The 20,757-nt window shown below is 63.5% G+C and carries 21 protein-coding genes; 8 read left to right on the top strand and 13 right to left on the bottom strand.

What is annotated here, in order from left to right; translation table 11 throughout:
- The first annotated feature begins 167 nt into the window (after positions 1-167).
- Both pdhA and RLDS_RS51480 read left to right on the top strand, forming a co-directional pair.
- Positions 168-1,244 (top strand): pyruvate dehydrogenase (acetyl-transferring) E1 component subunit alpha, encoded by a 1,077-nt coding sequence (pdhA, locus tag RLDS_RS51485; protein WP_021228280.1) that lies wholly within the window; start codon positions 168-170, stop codon positions 1,242-1,244.
- A complete protein-coding gene (locus RLDS_RS51480; protein ID WP_021228279.1) occupies positions 1,244-2,629 on the top strand; it encodes a pyruvate dehydrogenase complex E1 component subunit beta in 1,386 nt (461 codons plus the stop codon). Before pdhA ends, RLDS_RS51480 begins: the two co-directional genes overlap by 1 nt.
- 45 nt (positions 2,630-2,674) lie before the next feature.
- Here RLDS_RS51480 and RLDS_RS51475 read toward each other — a convergent pair whose 3' ends face one another.
- The 6 genes from RLDS_RS51475 to RLDS_RS51450 all read right to left on the bottom strand — a co-directional run bounded on the left by RLDS_RS51475 (position 2,675) and on the right by RLDS_RS51450 (position 9,342).
- Positions 2,675-3,325, bottom strand: coding sequence for a TadE/TadG family type IV pilus assembly protein (locus tag RLDS_RS51475; protein ID WP_021228278.1), 651 nt, complete (start codon positions 3,323-3,325; stop codon positions 2,675-2,677).
- Entirely contained in the window at positions 3,325-3,906 is a 582-nt protein-coding gene (locus tag RLDS_RS51470; protein ID WP_021228277.1) for a TadE/TadG family type IV pilus assembly protein, read from the bottom strand. Before RLDS_RS51470 ends, RLDS_RS51475 begins: the two co-directional genes overlap by 1 nt.
- Positions 3,903-5,807, bottom strand: a complete 1,905-nt coding sequence (locus RLDS_RS51465) for a TadE/TadG family type IV pilus assembly protein (RefSeq protein ID WP_161626758.1) — start codon at positions 5,805-5,807, stop codon at positions 3,903-3,905. The genes RLDS_RS51470 and RLDS_RS51465 overlap by 4 nt, the downstream gene beginning before the upstream one ends.
- Before the next feature lie 189 nt (positions 5,808-5,996).
- Complete coding sequence (locus RLDS_RS51460; RefSeq protein ID WP_040603926.1) at positions 5,997-6,665, bottom strand: hypothetical protein; 669 nt, start codon at positions 6,663-6,665, stop codon at positions 5,997-5,999.
- 2 nt (positions 6,666-6,667) lie between these two features.
- Entirely contained in the window at positions 6,668-7,246 is a 579-nt protein-coding gene (locus RLDS_RS51455; protein ID WP_021228274.1) for a TadE/TadG family type IV pilus assembly protein, read from the bottom strand.
- Positions 7,247-7,263: 17 nt separating this feature from the next.
- Complete coding sequence (locus tag RLDS_RS51450; RefSeq protein ID WP_236616927.1) at positions 7,264-9,342, bottom strand: pilus assembly protein; 2,079 nt, start codon at positions 9,340-9,342, stop codon at positions 7,264-7,266.
- A 111-nt stretch (positions 9,343-9,453) separates the two neighbouring features.
- On the opposite strand from RLDS_RS51450, the gene RLDS_RS51445 reads away from it, so the two are divergent.
- The gene (locus tag RLDS_RS51445; RefSeq protein ID WP_021228272.1) at positions 9,454-10,110 is read left to right on the top strand and encodes a hypothetical protein; all 657 of its coding nucleotides are present in this window, start codon (positions 9,454-9,456) and stop codon (positions 10,108-10,110) included.
- A 45-nt stretch (positions 10,111-10,155) separates the two neighbouring features.
- A complete protein-coding gene (locus tag RLDS_RS51440; RefSeq protein WP_021228271.1) occupies positions 10,156-10,620 on the top strand; it encodes an EF-hand domain-containing protein in 465 nt (154 codons plus the stop codon).
- A 62-nt stretch (positions 10,621-10,682) separates the two neighbouring features.
- Here RLDS_RS51440 and trmFO read toward each other — a convergent pair whose 3' ends face one another.
- Complete coding sequence (gene trmFO, locus RLDS_RS51435) at positions 10,683-12,032, bottom strand: methylenetetrahydrofolate--tRNA-(uracil(54)-C(5))-methyltransferase (FADH(2)-oxidizing) TrmFO (protein ID WP_021228270.1); 1,350 nt, start codon at positions 12,030-12,032, stop codon at positions 10,683-10,685.
- 193 nt (positions 12,033-12,225) lie between these two features.
- Between trmFO and RLDS_RS51430 the strand changes: the two genes are divergently transcribed.
- The gene (locus RLDS_RS51430) at positions 12,226-12,771 is read left to right on the top strand and encodes a superoxide dismutase family protein (protein WP_021228269.1); all 546 of its coding nucleotides are present in this window, start codon (positions 12,226-12,228) and stop codon (positions 12,769-12,771) included.
- A gap of 15 nt (positions 12,772-12,786) precedes the next feature.
- Here the strand turns inward: RLDS_RS51430 and thpR are convergent, their stop codons facing one another.
- A complete protein-coding gene (gene thpR, locus RLDS_RS51425) occupies positions 12,787-13,344 on the bottom strand; it encodes an RNA 2',3'-cyclic phosphodiesterase (RefSeq protein ID WP_031299038.1) in 558 nt (185 codons plus the stop codon).
- 122 nt (positions 13,345-13,466) lie between these two features.
- Between thpR and RLDS_RS51420 the strand changes: the two genes are divergently transcribed.
- The gene (locus tag RLDS_RS51420; RefSeq protein ID WP_031299036.1) at positions 13,467-14,204 is read left to right on the top strand and encodes a Bax inhibitor-1/YccA family protein; all 738 of its coding nucleotides are present in this window, start codon (positions 13,467-13,469) and stop codon (positions 14,202-14,204) included.
- A gap of 76 nt (positions 14,205-14,280) precedes the next feature.
- Here the strand turns inward: RLDS_RS51420 and RLDS_RS51415 are convergent, their stop codons facing one another.
- From RLDS_RS51415 to RLDS_RS51405, 3 genes are all read right to left on the bottom strand, one after another.
- A complete protein-coding gene (locus RLDS_RS51415; RefSeq protein WP_021228266.1) occupies positions 14,281-14,913 on the bottom strand; it encodes a glutathione S-transferase family protein in 633 nt (210 codons plus the stop codon).
- Positions 14,914-15,078: 165 nt separating this feature from the next.
- On the bottom strand, positions 15,079-15,990 hold the full coding sequence (gene rpoH, locus RLDS_RS51410) for an RNA polymerase sigma factor RpoH (RefSeq protein ID WP_021228265.1): 912 nt from the start codon (positions 15,988-15,990) through the stop codon (positions 15,079-15,081).
- Between the two features lie 75 nt (positions 15,991-16,065).
- Positions 16,066-17,019, bottom strand: coding sequence for an RluA family pseudouridine synthase (locus RLDS_RS51405; protein ID WP_021228264.1), 954 nt, complete (start codon positions 17,017-17,019; stop codon positions 16,066-16,068).
- 17 nt (positions 17,020-17,036) lie between these two features.
- Between RLDS_RS51405 and RLDS_RS51400 the strand changes: the two genes are divergently transcribed.
- The gene (locus RLDS_RS51400; RefSeq protein ID WP_021228263.1) at positions 17,037-17,438 is read left to right on the top strand and encodes a M67 family metallopeptidase; all 402 of its coding nucleotides are present in this window, start codon (positions 17,037-17,039) and stop codon (positions 17,436-17,438) included.
- A gap of 90 nt (positions 17,439-17,528) precedes the next feature.
- Positions 17,529-18,176: a histidine phosphotransferase family protein gene (locus RLDS_RS51395; protein WP_031299033.1), complete on the top strand. Its 648-nt coding sequence runs from the start codon at positions 17,529-17,531 to the stop codon at positions 18,174-18,176.
- On the opposite strand, the gene RLDS_RS51390 is transcribed toward RLDS_RS51395, so the two are convergent.
- On the bottom strand, positions 18,173-19,222 hold the full coding sequence (locus RLDS_RS51390) for an NAD(P)H-dependent flavin oxidoreductase (RefSeq protein WP_031299032.1): 1,050 nt from the start codon (positions 19,220-19,222) through the stop codon (positions 18,173-18,175). The genes RLDS_RS51395 and RLDS_RS51390 overlap by 4 nt on opposite strands.
- 103 nt (positions 19,223-19,325) lie before the next feature.
- The gene (gene glnA, locus RLDS_RS51385) at positions 19,326-20,738 is read right to left on the bottom strand and encodes a type I glutamate--ammonia ligase (RefSeq protein WP_021228261.1); all 1,413 of its coding nucleotides are present in this window, start codon (positions 20,736-20,738) and stop codon (positions 19,326-19,328) included.
- Positions 20,739-20,757 lie beyond the last annotated feature (19 nt).

Genomic DNA, 20,757 nt, shown 5'->3' with positions numbered 1-20,757 from the left:
TATCCAAGCCGAAAAACGAAGGACGAGCGCCGTCCGATCGAGGCATAAATTTCCCGCTTGTCCTATTGGTTTCGCCCGGATTCCGTGGCGTCCGCAGTTGCAAACTATGCAACCCTGTCGCTATATCGGCCTTCCTTCCATCCTACCCACGCAAAAGGATAAGAGCCTTGGCGAAACCAACGACGCCGCGTGCTTCGAGTGCAAAGGCACAGGCGGCTGCACCCGCCGCCGGAGCGGACCATAACCGGCCTCGCCCCGAAACGCCCACCGATTACGAAGCCAGCAAGGAGGAGTTGCTGGACTTCTACAAGCAGATGGTCCTCATCCGCCGCTTCGAGGAAAAGGCCGGCCAGCTTTATGGCCTGGGCCTGATCGGCGGCTTTTGCCACCTTTATATCGGCCAGGAAGCGGTCGCGGTCGGCATCCAGTCGGCTTTGAAGCCCGGCAAGGACAGCGTTATCACCGGCTATCGCGACCATGGGCATATGCTGGCCTATGGCATCGACCCCAAGATCATCATGGCCGAACTCACCGGCCGCGAAGCCGGCATTTCGCGCGGCAAGGGCGGTTCGATGCACATGTTCAGCGTCGAACATAAATTCTACGGCGGCCATGGCATCGTCGGCGCGCAGGTGTCGCTGGGCGCGGGCCTGGGCTTTGCGCATAAATATAACGACGATGGCGGCGTGTGCGTCGCCTATTTCGGCGATGGCGCGGCCAACCAGGGCCAGGTCTACGAAGCCTTCAACATGGCTGAGCTGTGGAAGCTGCCGATCATTTTCGTGATCGAAAACAACCAATATGCCATGGGCACCAGCGTCAACCGCGCCTCGTCCGAGGATCAGCTCTATCGCCGCGGCGAAAGCTTCCGCATCCCTGGCATTCAGGTCAATGGCATGGACGTGCTCGCCGTGCGCGGCGCCACCGAGGAAGCGCTCAAATGGGTGCAGGGCGGCAATGGCCCGATCCTGCTGGAAATGAAGACCTACCGCTATCGCGGCCACTCCATGTCCGACCCGGCCAAATATCGCTCGCGTGAGGAAGTGCAGTCCATGCGCGACAACAGCGATCCGATCGAAGGCGTGAAGAAATATCTGATCGAGGCCGGCGTGAGCGAGGATGAGATCAAGAGCATCGATCAGGACATCCGCAAGACCGTGAGCGAGGCGGCCGATTTCGCCGAAACCTCGCCCGAACCGGATATGGCTGAACTCTATACCGACGTGCTGGTGGAGCAATATTGATGGGTATCGCAATCAAGATGCCGGCGCTCTCGCCGACCATGGAAGAGGGCACGCTGGCCAAGTGGCTGGTAAAGGAAGGCGATGAGGTCAAGTCCGGCGACATTCTCGCCGAGATCGAGACCGACAAGGCGACGATGGAATTCGAAGCCGTCGACGAAGGCAAGATCGGCAAGATCATGGTGGCCGAAGGGTCCGAAGGCGTGAAGGTCGGCACCGTCATCGCCGAAATGGCGGGCGAAGGCGGCGAAGATGCCGCGCCCGCGCCCAAGGCCGAGGAAAGCGCGCCGCCGGCCAAGCCCGAGGCATCGCCCGACGCTCCCAAAAAGCCGGAGAGCGGCACCGCCAATCTGGCCGCGGAGGTCAAGCCCGCGGTGCAGGACCCGGCGATCCCCGAAGGCACGGAATTCGTCAAGACGACCGTGCGCGAAGCGTTGCGCGACGCCATGGCCGAAGAGATGCGCAAGGACGAGCGCGTCTTCGTGATGGGCGAGGAAGTCGCCGAATATCAGGGCGCCTACAAGGTCACGCAGGGTCTGCTCGACGAGTTTGGTCCCAAGCGGGTCATCGACACGCCGATCACCGAATATGGCTTTGCCGGCGTCGGCACGGGCGCTGCGATGGGCGGCCTGCGTCCGATCATCGAATTCATGACGTTCAACTTCGCCATGCAGGCGATCGACCACATCATCAATTCGGCGGCCAAGACCAACTATATGTCGGGCGGCCAGATGCGCTGCCCGATCGTGTTTCGCGGTCCCAACGGCGCGGCCAGCCGCGTCGGCGCGCAGCACAGCCAGAATTACGGCCCCTGGTATGCGTCCGTCCCCGGCCTTATCGTCATCGCGCCTTATGACGCGGCCGACGCCAAGGGGCTGCTCAAGGCCGCGATCCGCTCCGAAGACCCGGTCGTCTTCCTGGAAAATGAGCTGGTCTATGGCCGCAGCTTCGACGTGCCCAAGCTTGACGACTACGTCCTGCCGATCGGCAAGGCGCGGATCATGAAGCCGGGCAAGGATGTGACGCTGGTCAGCTATTCGATCGGCGTGGGCGTCGCGCTGGAAGCGGCCGAAACGCTGGCGGGTGAGGGCATCGACGCTGAAGTCATCGACCTGCGCACGCTGCGTCCGCTCGATACCGATACCGTCTTGGAAAGCCTCAAGAAGACTAATCGCATCGTGGTGGTCGAAGAAGGCTGGCCGACCTGTTCGATCGCGTCGGAAATCGCGGCGGTCGTCATGGAGAAGGGTTTCGATGACCTCGACGCCCCGGTGCTGCGCGTTACCAATGAGGACGTTCCGCTGCCCTATGCCGCGAACCTGGAAAAGGCCGCTTTGATCGACGCGGCCCGCGTGGTCGAGGCAGCCAAGAAGGTCTGCTACAAGTAAGATTGGAAGGGGCGGCCCCGTCGGGGTCGCCCTTTTTTCAGCGGGTCACAGCCCCGTGACCGACGCGCATTTGGTCTTGGGTGGAAAGCGCGCATCCGCCGCCGGCGTCTGGAACTGGGTCGATCGCGCCCGGAACATGGCGTGGCGGGAAAAATCCACCGGCAGCGACAGCATCCGGAATGGCGCGCTGCTGAAAACCGGCTGATAACGATAGGTGACCTGCACGTGAAACAGCAGCTCATCCAGCGCCAAAGTCCGGTTTTCCGGCAATGTCGCAAGGCTGGTCGACTGAACGCAGCCAACCTCGGGCGTCACGACATATTTGCCGTCGAACCTCTGCCACAGGATGCGGCTTTCGACGACATTGTCCGCATTCGTGTCCGTGCCCTTGACCGCGGTGATGACGATGCGGCCATGGTTGCGCAGGTCGAACGGTTGCGCTGTCAGATCCAGCGCTGAAAACAGATCGTAAATCTGCGCTTCGCTGGTGCCGATCGCCCCCGCGCCGCTTTGCGCGACAAGGTCCGCCGCCATGGTGGTCAGCCTTTGCGTTCGATTGTTCGCCATGACGTAATTGGCCATTTCTATGCCCGACAGGACGAACCCCAGGAACAGGGGCAGGGCGAGGCCAAACTCGATCAGGGCCAGGCCGCTGCGATCCCGCGCCAGCCTTTGGACAAAATGAGGCACCCGCATCAGGACGTCCTTCGCACGACGGATTCGTTGCGCACGACGGTCGATCCGGTCAGCATGATGCTGTCGCCCAGCAGCCATTGCGCGCCCAGGAAGCCGAACAATATGCGCTTGGGAAAGTGCACGGTGTAGCTGACGACATCGCCCGGGCCCCCCAGCGTCCCGCTTTTGGGCGTGGCCGCATCCCATTTGCCGTTGGCGTTGCGGTCGACATAGGATTCGCCCAGGTCATATTGGCCGTTCGCATTGGCATCCTCATAGGTTTCGGGATGCGCGCTGCTGAAATTTCCGTAGACGATCGTCTGCACGCTGACATGCGCGCCGTCGGCCAGGGGGAAATTGCCCATGGCCCGTTCGATACTATCCTCCATCACGGCCGTTCGTTTGACCTCTGCCGTTTCGAGCGACGCGGTGGAGATACGGGCGGCTTCGGTCATCGCGCCTTCCAGCACCACGCGTGCCAACAGCATGTGCCCCAGTTCGATGGCGCCGCAGATCAGCGTCAGCAAGGCTGGCAGGATGATGGCGAATTCGACCGTCGAAACGCCCGTCCGGTCTTTCGCAAGGGGAAGAAAATGTCTCATTGGATCAGGTGAAGGTCCACAAGCTCGGCCGCCACGTCCTGAAAAGCGCGCCGCAACTCGTCCGTGCTGCTGGTGCGATAGACGCGGCCCGGCGCACAATTGTTGAACGCGGTGTCGATGGCGGCGCTGTTGGCGACAAGCGCGATGATGTAGATTTCGGGCGGGTTCGCTTCCCGCTGGATATTCGCGCAGGTCTTTTCGAAACGCCGCAGCATTTGCGTTTCCGTGTTCGACTGGCTTGCAGCGATGCGCGAGTCGCTCCACCGGCCGTACCAGGTGAAGGTGCGATCCAGGTAGCCATTCTGGGATTCGCCGATTTCGTTCACGCCGTCGGTCATGAACACCAGCGCGCGGCGCGGCCGTTCGGTGGTCGGGTTTGCGCGCGTGAACACGTCGTCGCGCACCAGCAGGCGATAACCCCATAGCAGGCCGGCATGGTGGATCGTGCCGTTCGCCGGATAGATGGCGCCATGCTGGTTGGTAATGTGGCTGAGATACTCGCTTTTCATCCGGCCATAGCGCACCGGCATCGCCTCTTCGGGGCATTGCCAGTTTGGCGAAGGCATTGGCGTGGTATTCTTGCTGCCGGAATCCACCGAACCGCCCAGGGGATTGACCGTCGCGCTCGCGGGGTCTTTCCACACGGCGCCGTCATAATATTTGGGTATCCGCTTCCAATCGATATACCAGTCGTTGCTGGCGCGATTTGCCGCTGACGGAGTATAATAGCTGCCATCCAGCCGGCGCACCACATCATCGGCCTTGTTGGCGTCGCCATTGTTCAGGCCGATATAATAATCGTAGAAATATTGCCGATACAGTTCGGTGCGGGCGAGATAATCAGCGCCTTTTTCTCCGAACGTCGACTTGTCGATCCGGTAGAGATTATTCCCCGGCTCCGTGCTGTAGATGCCGTAATAGGCGCTGGCGGGATCGCTGGCGCCCGAACTGTTTTTCGCGTTCGGCACATACATGGGCGGCACGAAAAAGGGCTCTATGGCGGGATGACTGCCTTCGCCAGGCAGCGATCGCACCAGGTCCCATGCGCCGGTTTCCGAAGTCAGGCGGTTCTTGTCGACATCCTTGACCGTGGCATCAGCCATGACGCAGCCTTTCCAGGCCAGATAATTGCCGCTGGCATAGCCGGGAACAGATACGCCATAGGCGCTCGCGCCCGCAAAGCTGTTGAAACCCTCGATCTTCTTGACCGCGTTGCTGGGCAACAGGTTGCCGACATTAACGGTCACGTCATAGCCGATGAACCCCATGGCGAGGTCCCGAGGGCTGGACGCGCCCTGATGGAGAATGTCGACAAAGTCGGTCGCGGCCTCCTTGAGCGCGACCATCCGGGTGCGCCCCCCTGACAGATTGGACTTCATCGACCCGGTATCGTCCAGCACCACCATCACCTCCAGCGGTCGCGGCTGGAGTTCCGCCTTGGCGACGGCCTGCATGGTGCGCGGCTGAAAGCCGAAGATCCGCATGAAGGTCATCGGCAGCATGGCGCGCGCCGTCACGGTGGTCACGTTGATCCCGCTGACCGTCTTGAAATCGGGGGTCAGCTGCAAATTGCTGACGCCCATATAATCCTTGGAGAAATTGCCGTAGAAATAGGCCTGCGCCTGCTTGTCGCGCGATGCTGCGGAGCCATCGGTCACGGCGAAGGCGCGGGCGCCGGCGAGCGCTGCGGCGTCCACCCCGGCCTGAAGCTGCGATTTTACCAGATAGAGCCGCCCGGCGTCGATCCCGGCGCCCAAAGCAGCGATCACGGGGATGAGGCCTGCCGCCATCAAGGCCAGCGTGGAGCCGCGACGGTCAGCCCACAGCCTTCCCATCCTTCCCTGTGCATCATGCAGGCGATTACGGACCACGGTTGTTATCTTCTGACGCGGCGAGCTCATGATCATCCATTCCGGTGTAATATTGTGCAATATGGATGAAATTTCCTAATTTTTGATGTGCCGATATTGCTGCCGTTTCACGTCACGCGGAAAAGCCCATGGCGTGTGAAATCGCCTCAATCCGCAAGGGCGATGAGCTGTTTTGGCGGGATATTCAGGAGGCGCGCGACCGCGCGCCCTGTGCCCCTGTCAGGTGCAACGGGCCGTGTTCGCCGCCGCCAGATTGCCCGCATTCTTGATCGCCTGGTCGGTGCGTTCGCGCACATTGAAGGCGCTGGTGTAGCGGATCACCTTGGGTCCGAAGATGGCGTTGCTGACGATCGGTTGATAGCGATAGGCAACCTCGACGAACATCACCGCGGTCCCGCTCATCGCCTTGACCTTGGTCGCGGCGGTCGTGCCTGGACCCATGCCGTCCTTCATGCTGGCGTTGGTCTGACCGTTCCCTGCCACGCCATAGCTGGACGTGAAGGCGCCATTGCCCCAGCAGCGTTGCCAGCGGATAAATTGCCCCTCGTTCGGCGCAGCCAGGCCGTTGGGTTCCAGGTCCGACAGGAAGATGCGGCCATTGGCCTGAAGCGCAAGCGACTGCGTCGACTGATTGGCGCCGATCATGATTTCATTGACGTCGGCTTCGTCGATGGATGTGCGCACGCGCGAGGCATTGTCCGCCACCAGCATCGCGATCTGGCTGATCCGCAGATGCGCCAGCGCCAGATTGGCCGCTTCCAGCCCGCACATGCACAGGATCAGCAGCACCGGCAGCGAAAAGGCGAACTCGATCAGCGCCAGGCCGCGATCGTCGCGACGCAACCGGCGCAGGGCCGGGATCAGGGCCGAGAGCAGGGGATGCCGCATCGTCATGAGCAGCGGACCGTCGGCGTGGCCTGGTTCGCCCAGGGCTGGTTGCGGACCATGGTCGACACCGTTACCGACTGGGTGGCGCTCCATCCCAGCAGCCTGGCCATCGGGAACAGGCGCGGCTGCGACAAGGTGACCTCATAATAGACGATGTCGTCCGCGCTCCCCAGTCCGGTGCTGCCGCCCGATGCGTCGAAGCTGCCATTGCCATTGGCGTCCTCATAACAGTCGCCGCTATTATAGACGCCCAGCGGTGCGGTGTCGGACGTGATCTTCTCGGGCTTTCCCACGCGCGAGAAATTATAATAGCTTTTCTTGACGATATGGGGTGGGCTGGCGTTCCGGGCGCTGATGGCACGCATTTGCTGCGTGATATAGGCATCGAACTGCGTGTCATTGAGCGTGCCGACCGACGCGGCGCGCGCGGCCTTTTCGAGCACCCCGCGGGCAACGGCGCGCCAGTAGGATTGATAGCCCATGTCGCCGATCGCCATGATCGTCAGCATCAGCGGCGGCGCGATGAGGCCGAATTCCAGCAGCGTGACGCCGCGCGCATCCCTGCGCAGCCGCGCCAGCATGGACGTGATCCGCCCCCTCATTGCGACACGCGCAGACCGCCAATATTCTTGGCGATGTCCTTGAATTTCTGGCTGAGCGACGCGGCGTCATAGGCCATGGTCCAGTGATTGGCACTGGTGGCGCAATTTTTCAGCGGAGTTTGAATATCGCCTTCGGACTGGTTGCGGAACCCGATGACCCAGATGGTGATGCCCTTGGCCTTGATCGCATTGCACAGCATTTGCAGGCGAGTGTTGTGGATCGCGGTCAGGTCGGTGTCGCTGGTGCTGCCGGCGGCAACGCGCGCATCGAGCAATTGATAGCCATAGGCGCCATAGACCTGCTGATAGGCGCTCATGTCTCCATCCGTCATGAAGACGATATGGCGGGAAATGTTGAACCCGTTGGGCGCGTTGCTGTTGTCGCTGGCGAAAATGCCCTTGGGCGACAGGAAGCGCGCGCCCCACAACATGCCGATGTCGTGATAGGTGCCACCGACCGCGATCAGGCTGTCGACATAGCTGTTGAAGCTGCTGGACTGGCCCGTGGGCGTGCTCGTCCGGTTGGCGTAGCTGGTCAGCCTGCGCGACTGGCTGGGGCAGGCGTTCCAACCGCCATCCTTGCGCGCCTGCGTGTTGAGCCAGGTGCCCGATGCACTGTTGCTGCGGGTGAATTCGACATCGGGCCAGTGCGGGCGCCATTTGGTGCCTTTCTGCGTCGGGTCGGGCAGGGCGTCGATATTGAGATCCTGCGCATTGGACGGCGTGCTGCTGGTCGATGTGCTGGCGGTGATAGTGCTGTCGGTATCCCGTTCCTCGATACAGCCGGCCCAGGTCGACGTGGCCGCCACGACATTGCCGCTGGAGTCGGTCGGCACGCTGGCGTCATAGGCCGGGTTGGCAACGGCGCTGCCAGTAATGAAGGACGATACCGTCAGCGGGAATTTGCCATATTCCCAGCTCTTCTGCGGCGTCTGTACGCCCCGGTCCGTTTTCGTTTCAACATAGTTGCTATACTGGCTACGCGTGATGACGCACTGGCTTGGCTTTGGAGCAACATAGACCAGGCTCCATCCCTGCCACTGCCAGCCTCCGGTGACCGCCTGGGTATAGCTCGCGTTATAGGTGTAGCCATTGGTGGTGCGCGTCGTGACCGTGGTGGTCGTGCGAACGCCCGTGACCGGGTCGGTTGTGGTCGTCGTGGTCGGCGTATTGACGACGGGCGTGGCACTGGCGGGCGCAACGCATTGCGCAGCCGTTCCTCCGCTGGTGCTGCTATAGGTTGTCGGCGAAGAAACCGTTCCTGATGTATGGACCCAGGATCCCGTCTCGTTGACCGCCGTGCCATAGCTCGTCAACAGCCGCCGCGTCTGGTAATCCCATGTCTCGCCGCTGATGCCGCCCACCAGATAATTGGTCGGCAGCTGATAGCCGACATTCACCGTCGAACTATAAGGCATGAAGCCGTAACGGATGCGGCCGGTCGCGTTCGATCCCGCGCCCAGCGTGTCGTAGAAATCCTTGACCGCCTGCTTGAGCGCGGCCAACCGCGTCGTCGTGCCGCCATTGCCGTCGGAAATGGCATAGGCCATCGACCCGGTGGTATCGAGCACCAGCATCACGTCGGTATTGCCGATGTCGAAGCGCGCCTCGCACGTCACCGACAGGGGCAGGGTTTCGAAGCGGAAAATCTTCATCACCGTCGTCGGCATCGTGGTCGACGCCGTGACCTGAACGGTGGTCGTTTCGCCCGGCTTGCTGCGGATGACGGGCGTGAAGGTCGCGGCCTGAAACGTCCCCTGCGGGAAATTGAAGTCGAAGAATTTCTTGGCTTCGGTGATGTTGGCCGGGGTCATCGAAGACGTCGTCATCGCCCGCCGACCGGCAAGCGCGGCGGCATCGCAGGCCTGCTGCATGCGCGCGCGGGCCATATAGGCGCGGCCCATGTCCAGCCCGCCCCCGATCAGCGCCGCCAGCGGGATGATGGCCGCGGCCACCATCGCCATGACATTGCCCTTCTGGTTGCGCGCCAGACGGCTCATAAAGCCCTTGGCATGTGTGTTCGTCTTGCCCATCAGTCCGCAATCACCCATGTCGCGCCCGACAACCCCCCACATCTAGGCTGGGCGCTTTGCGCGCGTCTGCGTGCGCACGCGGGACGTCTTTAGGAGGATAATGCTTAAAATATCGCAAATCGGCCTCGAAAAGCCGCGGCGCGCAGGCCGGTCGTGAGCATCGAATTGCTGCTGACGCCGCTGCCGACACTGCTGTCGGCCCATGCCGGGGCGGATGGGCCGCGCCACCGGGCGATCTGGGCGTTCGACGCACAGCTGGCCAAGGTCGCGCGCACGACGCGCGAGCGGGCCATCGGCCAGATGCGCCTCGCCTGGTGGAATGACGTCATCGAAGACCCGTCCGGCGTGAAGGGGCAGGGGGAGCCGGTCATCGACGCCCTGCGCGCAAGCGGCGGCATGGCGGCGCCGGGCCTCGTCGCGATGATCGACGGTTGGGAAGTGCTGGTGGTCGACGCTGAAATCGACGCGCAGGGCTTGCGCGACTATGCCACCGGGCGCGGGGGCGGGCTGTTCCGCGCGCTTGCCGGGCAGGATGATGCGCCCGACTGGCTGGTCGCGGCGGGGCAGGTCTGGGCATTGTGGGACCTGGCCGGCCATGTCGAGGAGGCGGCGCTTGCTGATGCGGCGCTGGCGCTGGCTCGGGATTTGTCGCCGCGCGTCGATCAAGCACGCTGGCCCGCTGCGTGGCGACCGCTGCGCATCGCGTCAACCCTGGCGCGGCAGGATGTCGCCAAGGGGCGCGGGATGCCGCGCGGCATGCCCCGTGGTCAGGCGTTCCGGCTGCTGCGGATCGCGCTTGTCGGACGCTGACGCATCGGGCTAGGTTGCCCGTCGCGCGAACGGAGGAGGGCGACGATGGGGCGTATGCTGACGGGCGGCATGGCGGCATTGCTGCTGATGGCGGGCGGCCTCTTCTGGTGGTCGAGCCGCGCGAGCCAGGCGCCCTTGCCGCAACTGGCCGCCGCGCCACCGCCGCCGCCCGCGATCGAACCGCTGCCCAAAGGCGACCCCAACGCCAAGGGCAAGCCGCCGCCCATGCCGGCCGAGGCAAGCCCCCAGACCCGCGAGCAGAAGCGCTTTGCCCGCTATGACAAGGACCGCGACGGCGTCATCACCCGGCTGGAAATGATGGGCAGCCGGACCAAGGCGTTCAAGGCGCTGGACAAGGATGGCGACAACCTCCTGTCCTTTGAGGAATGGGCGGTCGCGACGTCCGATCGCTTCGCCAGCGCCGATGCGAACAAGGACGGCAAGCTGACCCCGGCGGAATTCGCCACCACCGCGCCCAAACGGACGCCCAAGCCCAAATGCAAATGCTAAGGCTCCCCGTTCAGTTCGAGCGTGTCGTGAACCGGCGCTCGAACCGGACGGTGTATATATGTTCAGACCAGTCCCAGTTCGCCCATCCATGCGCCCAGGGATGATCGCGCCCGCGCGGTATAGGCTTCCTTGCGCTGTTTCTTCTTCACGTCGTCGAGCGGTGGAAACAGGCCGAAATTGACGTTCATCGGCTGATAGTCGGCGGTGGCGACATTGCCCGTCACATGGCCCAGCAGCGCGCCCAGCGCCGTGTCGGCCGGTGGCGGCGTCATCGCCCGGCCCAGCAGTTCGGCCGCCGCAAAGCGTCCGGCGATGAGGCCGATCGCCGCGCTTTCGACATAGCCTTCGCAGCCGGTCATCTGCCCGGCAAAGCGGATATGCGGCGCGCTTTTCAAACGCAGCGTCTCGTCCAGAAGCTTGGGACTTTGGATGAAGGTATTGCGGTGCAGCCCGCCCAGCCGCGCGAACTCGGCCTTTTCCAGGCCCGGGATGGTGCGGAACAATTCGACCTGCGCGCCATGCTTCAGCTTGGTCTGAAAGCCCACCATGTTCCATAATGTGCCGCTGGCATTGTCCTGCCGCAACTGCACCACCGCATAGGGCCAGCGGCCGGTGCGGGGGTTATCGAGGCCCATCGGTTTCATGGGGCCATGACGCAGCGTTTCCGGCCCGCGCGACGCCATCACCTCGATCGGCATGCAGCCCTCGAAATAGGGGGTGCTGGCCTCCCATTCCTTGAATTCGGTCTTCTCGCCGTCCAGCAGCCCCTGGACGAAGGCCTGATACTGGTCCTTGTCCATCGGGCAGTTGATATAATCCTTGCCTTCGCCGCCGCCGGGACCGATCTTGTCCCAGCGATTGGCCATCCAGCATTGCTCCATGTCGATGCTGTCACGGTGGATGACGGGTGCAATAGCGTCGAAAAAGGCCAGATGCTCCATCCCCGCCGCCGCGCCGATGCTCTGGGCGAGGGCGGGCGCGGTCAGCGGGCCGGTGGCGACGATGGTCATGCCGTCCTGGGGCAGCGCGTCGATCCGTTCGCGCACGATCTCGATATTGGGATGCTCGGCCAATGCGCGGGTGACGCCTTGCGAAAATACATGGCGATCGACCGCAAGCGCCGATCCGGCCGGCACCTTGGCCGGCTCCGCGCTCGCCATGATGAGCGAATCCAGCCGCCGCATTTCCTGATGCAGCAGGCCGACGGCATTCTTGTCGGCGTCGTCGGACCGAAAGCTGTTGGAGCAGACCAGCTCCGCCAGTCCGTCCGTCTGGTGCGCCGGCGTCATGTCGCCCGCGCCGCGCATTTCCGACAGCCGCACGCGAACACCCGCCCGCGCCAGCTGCCACGCGGCCTCCGACCCGGCAAGGCCGCCGCCAATGATATGCACCTGATGCGTCGTCACACTCATTCCAAATTCAACCGGAAAGCGCGGCCCCTAGCATGCACAGGGCCTATTGTCAGGTCTTTGCCGTCCATGTGGAACAGCCACACCCTTTGCCATCGAAGGCGCCCATCGTGACAAATCGGTTCGCATCGGCAACAAATGCCGGCCTGCCGCGTTCGCCTACCAGAATTGCCTTTCTGCCCTTGGAGATTTGCTCATGAAATTCCTGCCTGTCCTGCTCGCCCTGCCGCTGGGTGCCGCCTTGTCAGCCTGCGCCACGACGGGCACCGACGCCCCGATGCCCGCCGAAGCGCCGATGGCCAGCACGAAGCTGATGGCCGCCGACGGCAGCGCGCGCGGCACCGCCACCGTAACGGAGGCCGCCGATGGGCTGCACGTCCTCGTCAAGGCGCAGGGGCTGACGCCGGGCATGCACGCTGTGCATATCCACACCACCGGCATGTGCACGCCGCCCGATTTCACCAGCGCCGGTGGTCACTGGAACCCGACCAATCGCCAGCATGGCTCGGAAAATCCCGCTGGCAAGCATATGGGCGACATGCCCAACATGATGGCGGGATCGGACGGCATGGGTGAACTGGAATATGTCGTGCCCGGCGGCATGATTGCGACCGGGTCCATGCCCTTGCTGGACAGCGATGGCGCGGCGGTGGTCATCCATGCGCAGGCGGATGATAATAAGAGCGACCCGGCGGGCAATGCTGGCGGTCGCGTAGCGTGCGGCGTGCTCAAGGCTGGCTGATCGCCCGGCACAGGGTCAGGTGGCGGGGGACACGCTCCCGCCATCGGCGCGATAGTCGGCCACCGCCTCATATCGCGCGCCGTCATGGCCAAGGCGGCTTTCGAACAGGGTGAAGCCATCGACACGGAAAGACGGACCGGCGAGGCCGGCGTGAACCGCCAGGAACGCATCGACCAAGGCTCCACCCCGGCCAAAGCGCGCCAGCGTCACGTGCGGCAGATAGGCGCGCCCTTCGGGCGGCAGACCCGCCCGCGCGCAGGCGCGATCGACCTTGCGGTGTAGTTGCGCTAATGCTTCGCGCGGCTGCACGCCCGCCCATAATGTATCGACCACGCCCCTGCGGTCGAAACTGCCAACCCCCTCGATCCGCACGTCGAAGGGCGTGAAGCGGATGCCGCCCAGCAGGTCGGCTATGTCGTTGGCCCGGTGGCGGTCGACATCACCGATGAAGCGCAGCGTCAGATGCAATTGTTCGTCATCCTGCCATCGCGCGCCTTCCACGCCGCCGGCCAGCGATAGCAGCGCCGACCGAACCGGGGCAGGGGGGCGGATGGCGACGAACAGGCGGTGCATGGGTCGACTATAGCCGCGCATCGCCAATGTGCCAGTTCTGTTCCGGTTTGGCTTGAAGTCGCGGCCATTAGCGCCGATAATGAGGGGACCGGCGACAAGCGCCGGCAAAGGAGATGAATTTCATGGCCAACTGGTCCGACCCCCGATCCGGCGTTGCGGGTTTTGGCAACGCCACCACCGCACGCGGCGAGGCGTTCGACGCCGGGCTGCGCCGCTATATGCTCTCGGTCTATAATTATATGGCGAGCGGCGTGTTGCTGACCGGCATCGTCGCGCTGCTGTTCGCGTCGAGCGGTCTTGCCTATCAGGTGCTCGCCGGGCCGGGCATCCTCAAATATGTCATCATGTTTGCCCCGCTGGCGTTCGTGATGGTGCTGAGCTTTGGCATCAACCGGCTGTCCACGGCCACGGCGCAGACGCTTTACTGGGTCTATGCGGCCGTCATGGGCCTGTCGCTCTCGTCGATCTTCCTGGTCTATACCGGCACGTCGATCGCGCAGACCTTCTTCGCGACCGCCGCTGCTTTCGCGGGCCTTAGCCTCTGGGGCTACACCACCAAGAAGGATCTGTCGGGTTTCGGCACCTTCCTGATCATGGGTGTGGTCGGCCTGCTGGTCGCCAGCCTCATCAACCTGTTCCTGCGCTCCAGCGCGATGGACTTGGTGATCAGCTTTGTTGGCGTGCTGCTGTTTGCGGGTCTCACCGCCTATGACACACAGAAGATCAAGAGCATCTACGCGCATGTCGCCGGCACGGACATGATGGGCAAGTCGGTCGTCATGGGCGCGCTGAACCTCTATCTCGACTTCATCAACATGTTCCTGTTCCTGCTGCGCTTCATGGGCGGCAGCCGCGACTGATCGCAATTTCAGGCAAGACAGAAAGGCCCGGCGGAAACCATCCCGCCGGGCCTTTTTATGGGTCGTGAAAGCCTGCTCAGCCGTCCTTCTGCATATTTTCAATAAGGGCGTTGTCGATCTCCTTCTGCCGCTTATAGGCGGGCCGTTCCCGCAGTCGCGCGGCATAGGCTTCGAATGCGGGGCGGGAGGGGATCGACTGAAACGCCAGGCCCCAGTCCACCTGCGCCCCCACATAGACATCGGCCGCGGTGAACTGCTCTCCGCATATCCAGGCGTCGCCCGATACTGCCATTTCAAGCGTCGCGATCGCATCATCGAAGCTACCATATCCCGCCATCTTCTCGCGCCCCTCCGGCACGACGAAGCCCATCGCCTTGTTGGTGACGGCGGCCTCGACCGGCCCTGCGGCGAAGAAGAGCCAGCGATAATAGGCGTCGCGAGCCTCAAGCGGCGGAGCGAGGCCGGCGGCGGGAAAGGCGTCGGCCAGATAGGCGCAAATCGCCGCGCATTCCGTGACGATCCGCCCGCCATGCACGATCGCGGGCACCTTGCCCATCGGATTGATCGCGCGGTAATCGGCGGATTTCATGCCCCCGTCGTCATAGCCCAGCAGGATGGTGTCATAGGGTTCGCCCACCTCCTCCAGCATCCAGCGGGCAGTCTGCCCCCGCGACATGGGATTGGTATAAAGGGTCAGGTCCAGGGCCATATCGATGCTCCCGTGAATCAGTTGGAGTATCAGGATGCCGCGATATGGCGGCGTGCGCCATCCCTTTGCGTTGGCTTAACGGTCAGGCCCGGCGGCATGTTGAACAGCGCAAACAAAAAAGGCCCCGGATCACTCCGGGGCCTTTCCGATAAGATTTCCGTTCGATCAGGCCGTCGCCAACCGCGCCAGCTTGTCGAGCCGCCCGCCGGCGATGCGCATCATCGCCTTTTGCAGCTTTTCGAATGCGCGCACCTCGATCTGGCGGACGCGCTCGCGACTGACGCCATAGACCTGGCTCAGCTCCTCCAGCGTCTTGGGCTCTTCGGCCAGCCGGCGTTCGGCCAGGATGTGCTTCTCGCGATCGTTCAGGTCATCCATGGCCTCGACCAGCATGTCGTGGCGCATGACTTTTTCCTGCTCGTCGGCCACGCGCTCGTCTTGCAACGGATCGGTGTCGGCCAGCCAATCCTGCCACTGGCCCTCGCCATCCTCGCGCATCGGCACGTTGAGCGACGTGTCGCCACCCATCGCCATGCGACGGTTCATCGAAATGACGTCATCTTCGCTGACGCCCAGGTCGGTCGCGATCTTCGTCACGTCCTCGGGGCGCAGGTCGCCATCCTCGAACGCTTCGATATTGTTCTTCATCCGGCGCAGGTTGAAGAACAGCTTCTTCTGCGCGGCGGTGGTGCCCATCTTCACCAGGCTCCAGGAGCGCAGGATGAACTCCTGGATCGACGCGCGAATCCACCACATGGCGTAGGTCGCCAAACGGAAGCCGCGATCGGCCTCGAACTTCTTCACGCCCTGCATCAGGCCGATATTGCCTTCGCTGATCAACTCGCTGACCGGCAGGCCATAGCCGCGATAGCCCATGGCGATCTTGGCCACCAGCCGCAGGTGCGAGGTTACAAGCTGCGCGGCCGCCTCAGGATCCTGATGTTCCTGATAGCGTTTCGCGAGCATATATTCCTGCTCGGGCGTCAACAGCGGAAATTTGCGAATTTCCGACAGATAGCGGTTGAGGCTGGCTTCACCGCCCAGCGCCGGAACCGCGGGGACATTGCTCTTGGCCATGTCGTCACCTTTCCCTTTCATGCGCGGCGGGACCCAGAAGAGGCGTCACAGGCGCCGTCGCAAACTTGTCGAAACCTATACGTGAAGCGCGCTTAACAGTTCCTGCATATCGGCAGGAAGTGCACTTTCGAACATAAGCGGTTCGTCCTTCACCGGATGTATGAACCCCAACGTTCTGGCGTGCAATGCCTGCCTTCTGAAACCCAGCGTTTCCAGTATTGATTTGAAACCTTTTCTTTCTCTACCGTAAACCGGGTCGCCGATCAAGGGGTGCCCGATATGCGCCATATGGACGCGGACCTGATGCGTGCGGCCGGTTTCCAGCCGACACTCCACCAGCGCCGCACCGCGCAGCCTGTCCAGCGTGCGATAATGGGTGACGGCATGTTTGCCGCGGCCTTCCCGATGAACCGCCATCTTCTTTCGATCAGCGTCCGACCGGCCGATCCAGCTGTCCACGGTGCCGGCCGGCGGCACGGGGACGCCATAGGTGATCGCCGCATAGGCCCGTTCGATGCTGTGATCCTTGAACTGGCGGGCCAGCCCTTCATGCGCCCTGTCCGTCTTGGCCACGACCAGCAGGCCCGACGTGTCCTTGTCGATGCGATGGACGATGCCCGGCCGCGCGACACCGCCAATGCCCGACAGCTGTCCCGCGCAATGATGCAGCAGCGCATTGACCAATGTGCCGTCCAGATTGCCGGCGGCGGGATGGACGACCAGGCCCGCGGGCTTGTCGACGACCAGCAGGTCGGCATCCTCATGCACGATGGTCAGCGGAATATCCTGCGCCACCGTGTCCAATGGCACGGGCGGGGGCAGGGTGATGGTGAAACGCTGGCCCTCCGCGACCTTCATCGATCCGCTGATCTTGTCGGCGGGCGCGGCATGCACCTGCCCCTCGCCAATCAAGGCCTTCAACCGCTCGCGCGACAGGTCGGGTAACAGGTCCGCTAAGGCGCGATCCAGCCGCAGTCCATGCTGCGCCGGGCCGATTGTCGCTTCGATGATGGAATCCCCCGGAACCATTGGCTAGGGAGATAGGCATGAAGGTCGAGATAGCAAGGGGCGTGCTGGCGCAAATCAGGGCCTTGTCCGCGGCCGATCGCAATGAGGTATGCGGACTGCTGCTGGGCAGCGCGGGGCGCATCGATGCCCTGGCGCCGGCGGCCAATGTCGCGTCCGATCCGTCCCGGCATTTCGAACTGGATCCGGCCGTGCTGATCGCCGCCCATCGCGCCGCACGGAACGGTGGTCCGGTGATCATCGGCCATTATCATTCGCACCCATCGGGGGTAGCGGTCCCATCGGCGACAGACACCGCCTGCGCCGCGCCCGACGGCGCGTTGTGGCTGATCGTGGCGGACGGCGTGGCGCGGTTGTGGGTCGCCGGACCGGGCGAGGGGGGCGCGGTGCGATTTGCCGAGGCGAAGCTCGACATGAGGTGACGGAAAGGCGGTGAGTCGGGGTTGCATCGGGGGGCGGGGCGGCGCATTAGCCAAGCAGTCCCCTTACAAGCATTGGCGATCCGCATCCGCATGACCAACCCGACCGACAGCATCGAATTTGCCAGCCTTCTGTGTTCGCGCCTGTGCCACGACCTGCTGAGCCCGGTCGGCGCGCTCAACAACGGGCTGGAACTGATGGCGGACGAAACCGATCCGGCGATGCGCGAACGCTGCCTCGACCTGTTGGGGGACAGCGCGCGGACGTCGGCGAACAAGCTAAAATTCTTTCGCCTGGCCTTCGGTTCGGCCGGCGGCTTTGGCGAGGCTGTCCCGCCGCATGAGGCCAAGGTCGCGATCGAAGGCATGTTCGCGGGCGCCGGCCGGGTCAAGGTCGGCTGGATGGTCGATGAACAGATGCTGGGCAAGCTGGCGGCCAAGATTCTGCTCAATCTGGCGCTGATCGCGGGCGACGCGCTGGTGCGCGGCGGGCAGCTTGACATCGGCGCGGAAACGCGGCCGGGCGTCACCGAAATCGTCGTGCGCGCCGAAGGGCCGAAACTGGTGCTTGATCCCGACCTGCGCGCCGCGCTGGCCGGCACGCTGCCGATCGAGGGGCTGGCGTCGCGGACCGCCGCCGCCTGGATGGTGCGCCAGCTGGTGATGGAGGCCGGCGGCCAGATCGTCCTGTCCCCCGCCGGCGAGCCGACCCTGTTATTCGGGGCCGTTATACCGGGCTAAGTCGCGGCCATTTCCGCCGCGATCCGCGCCACCAGCTCAGCGGCCGGCATGGCGCGGGCCAGTGGCGCGCCCTGGCCCGCCCATTGCGCGCCAAAGCCGGTTTCGCCATGCGCCCTGGCCGCCCGGTGCAGCGCCTTGCCCGCATCATAGGCGATCGGATAATCGGGCGGGGCCGTTGCGACCCCCTCACCCCAATCGACAAAAGCGTTGCGCAGGCAGCGCGCCGGGCGGCCGGAAACAGCATGGGTCATGACCGTGTCATGGGCGGCCTCGTTGAAGAGCACCGCGCGATAGGCGGCGTCGGCGTCGCTTTCGGGGCACGCGATGAAGGCCGTGCCCATCTGCGCCGCTACCGCGCCCAGGTTCAGCGCGGCCCTGACGCCGCGGCCATCCATGATCCCGCCCGCAGCAATCACGGGCAGTCCAGACTGCTCGACCAGCAACCGGGTGAGGGCCATCGTGCCGAGTTGCGCATCAGGCAAGGCTGGGTCGAACATGCCGCGATGTCCCCCGGCTTCATACCCCTGCGCCACCAGCAGGTCGATGCCCGCTTCCCGCGCCGCCCGCGCTTCGCGCGCATTCGTCACACTGGCAAGAAGGATGCAGCCGACCGATTTCAACAAGGTGATTTGCCGGTCATCGGGCAGGCCGAAATGAAAACTGACGACTGCTGGTCGAGCCTCCACCAGCATGGCCAGCATCGCGTCATCTTCGGCGAAGCTGCGATAGATGGCGCGCAGGGCAGGTGGCGGTTTGGCATCGAACCGCGAGAACAGGGGCGCCATGGCCGCCAGCCATCGCGTTTCGACGTCCGGGCGCGGGATAGCGGGTTGGTGGACGAACAGATTGACGTTGAAGGGGCGGTTGGTGCGTGCGGCCACGGCATCGATCATGGCCCGGGCTTGGCTCGCGTCGACGGCGCCTACCGCGATCGAGCCTAAGGCGCCGGCGTTGCTGACGGCCGCCGCCATGTCGGGCGAGGACACACCCGCCATTGGCGCCTGAATGATGGGGACGGAAAGGCCGAACGATGCAAGCGGGTTCATCGCGCCGATGTGAGGGGGCCGGGCCGACCGAACAAGCGTCGAAACGCAAAAAAGCCCGACCGCTCGCGCGGCCGGGCTTCTCATCACAATGCCTGGGAAAGGATCAGGCGCTGTAATACATGTCGAATTCGACCGGCGACGGGGCCATTTCCCAGCGATAGACTTCGGGCCATTTCAGTTCGATATAGGCTTCGATCTGATCCTTGGTGAAGACATCGCCCTTGAGCAGGAATTCGTAATCGGCTTCCAGGCTGGTCAGCGCCTCGCGCAGCGACGCGCAGACGGTCGGCACCTGGCTCAGCTCTTCGGGCGGCAGGTCGTAGAGATTCTTGTCCATCGCGGCCCCCGGATGGATTTTGTTCTCGATACCGTCGAGGCCCGCCATCAGCAGCGCGGCGTAGCACAGATAGGGGTTGGCCATCGCGTCGGGGAAGCGGAACTCTACGCGCTTCGCCTTGGCGCCCGCGCCATAGGGAATGCGGCAGGAGGCCGAACGGTTGCGCGCCGAATAGGCGAGCAGCACCGGCGCTTCGAAGCCCGGCACCAGCCGCTTGTAGCTGTTCGTGGTCGGATTGGTGAAGGCATTTAGGGCCTTGGCATGCTTGATGACGCCGCCGATGAAATAGAGGCAGGTTTCCGAAAGGCCGGCATAGCCGTCGCCCGCGAACAGCGGCTTGCCGCCTTCCCAGATCGACATATGCGTGTGCATGCCGCTGCCATTGTCCTGCGCGATCGGCTTGGGCATGAAGGTCGCGGTCTTGCCATAGGCCTGCGCGACCATCTGCACGACATATTTGTAGATCTGCATACGGTCGGCGGTCTGCACCAGGGTGCCGAAGGTCAGGCCCAGTTCGTGCTGCGCGGCGGCGACTTCATGGTGATGCTTGTCGCAGGGCAAGCCCATTTCCAGCATGGTGCTGACCATTTCGGCGCGGATGTCGGTGCACGGATCGACCGGCGCGACCGGGAAATAGCCGCCCTTGGCGCGCGGACGGTGGCCGAGGTTCCCGCCTTCATATTCCTTGCCGGTGTTGGTCGGCAATTCGATGTCGTCGATCTTGTAATAGCTTTGCGAATAGTCGTTTTCGAAGCGCACATCGTCGAACATGAAGAATTCGGCTTCCGGCCCGACATAGACCGTGTCGCCGAAGCCGGCCGACTTGACGAAGGCTTCGGCGCGCTTGGCGGTCGAGCGCGGATCGCGGCTGTAGAGTTCGCCCGTGTCCGGCTCGACAATGTCGCAGAAGATGATGAGCATCGGCGTCGCGCTGAACGGATCGACATAGACGGCGTCCAGGTCGGGCTTGAGGATCATGTCCGACTCGTTGATCGCCTTCCACCCCTCGATCGAGGAGCCGTCGAACATCAGGCCGTCGGTCAGTTCATCCTCGCCAAGCACACTCGACACCATGGTCAGGTGCTGCCACTTGCCCTTGGGATCGGTGAAGCGGACATCGACCCACTCGATCTCCTTTTCCTCGATCATCTTCAGGATGTCTTTTGGCGTGTTGGCCATATGCGCTTGCCCTTCTTTC

Origin of the sequence: Sphingobium lactosutens DS20, assembly GCF_000445105.1 — a bacterium.
Classification (GTDB): Bacteria; Pseudomonadota; Alphaproteobacteria; order Sphingomonadales; family Sphingomonadaceae; genus Sphingobium; species Sphingobium lactosutens.
The sequence above is the reverse complement of the archived record's forward strand: the minus strand, read 5'-3'. Positions and strand labels throughout refer to the sequence as shown.